General features: G+C 62.2%; 1 protein-coding gene. It reads right to left on the minus strand.

Features of this window, described 5'->3' with window-relative positions; genetic code table 11:
* Positions 1 to 213, minus strand: a 213-nt coding sequence (locus tag SB822_RS60290; protein WP_410859541.1) for a response regulator, incomplete at its 3' end; no start/stop codon positions are given.
* Positions 214 to 241 lie beyond the last annotated feature (28 nt).

The following is a 241-nucleotide window of genomic DNA, read 5'->3' on the forward strand; positions in this document are numbered from 1 at the left end:
GTGCTGGATCGCTTCGAGCACCTGAAAGCCGTTCATGACGGGCATCGTCAGATCGAGAAACATCACGGCGCCCTTGCCGGCGCGATACAGCTCGAGCGCGGCCGCGCCGTCCGACGCCTGGGTGATCTCGATGTCCCACTCCTCGGGCAGCGAGCGGATCAATAGTTTGCGGGCGAGTGTCGAATCGTCGACAACGAGTACAGGCAATGGCATAGGTCTACCTCATGTGGCTGCCGGCGAC

The organism is Paraburkholderia sp. SIMBA_054 (genome assembly GCF_046534875.1).
GTDB lineage: Bacteria > Pseudomonadota > Gammaproteobacteria > Burkholderiales > Burkholderiaceae > Paraburkholderia > Paraburkholderia hospita.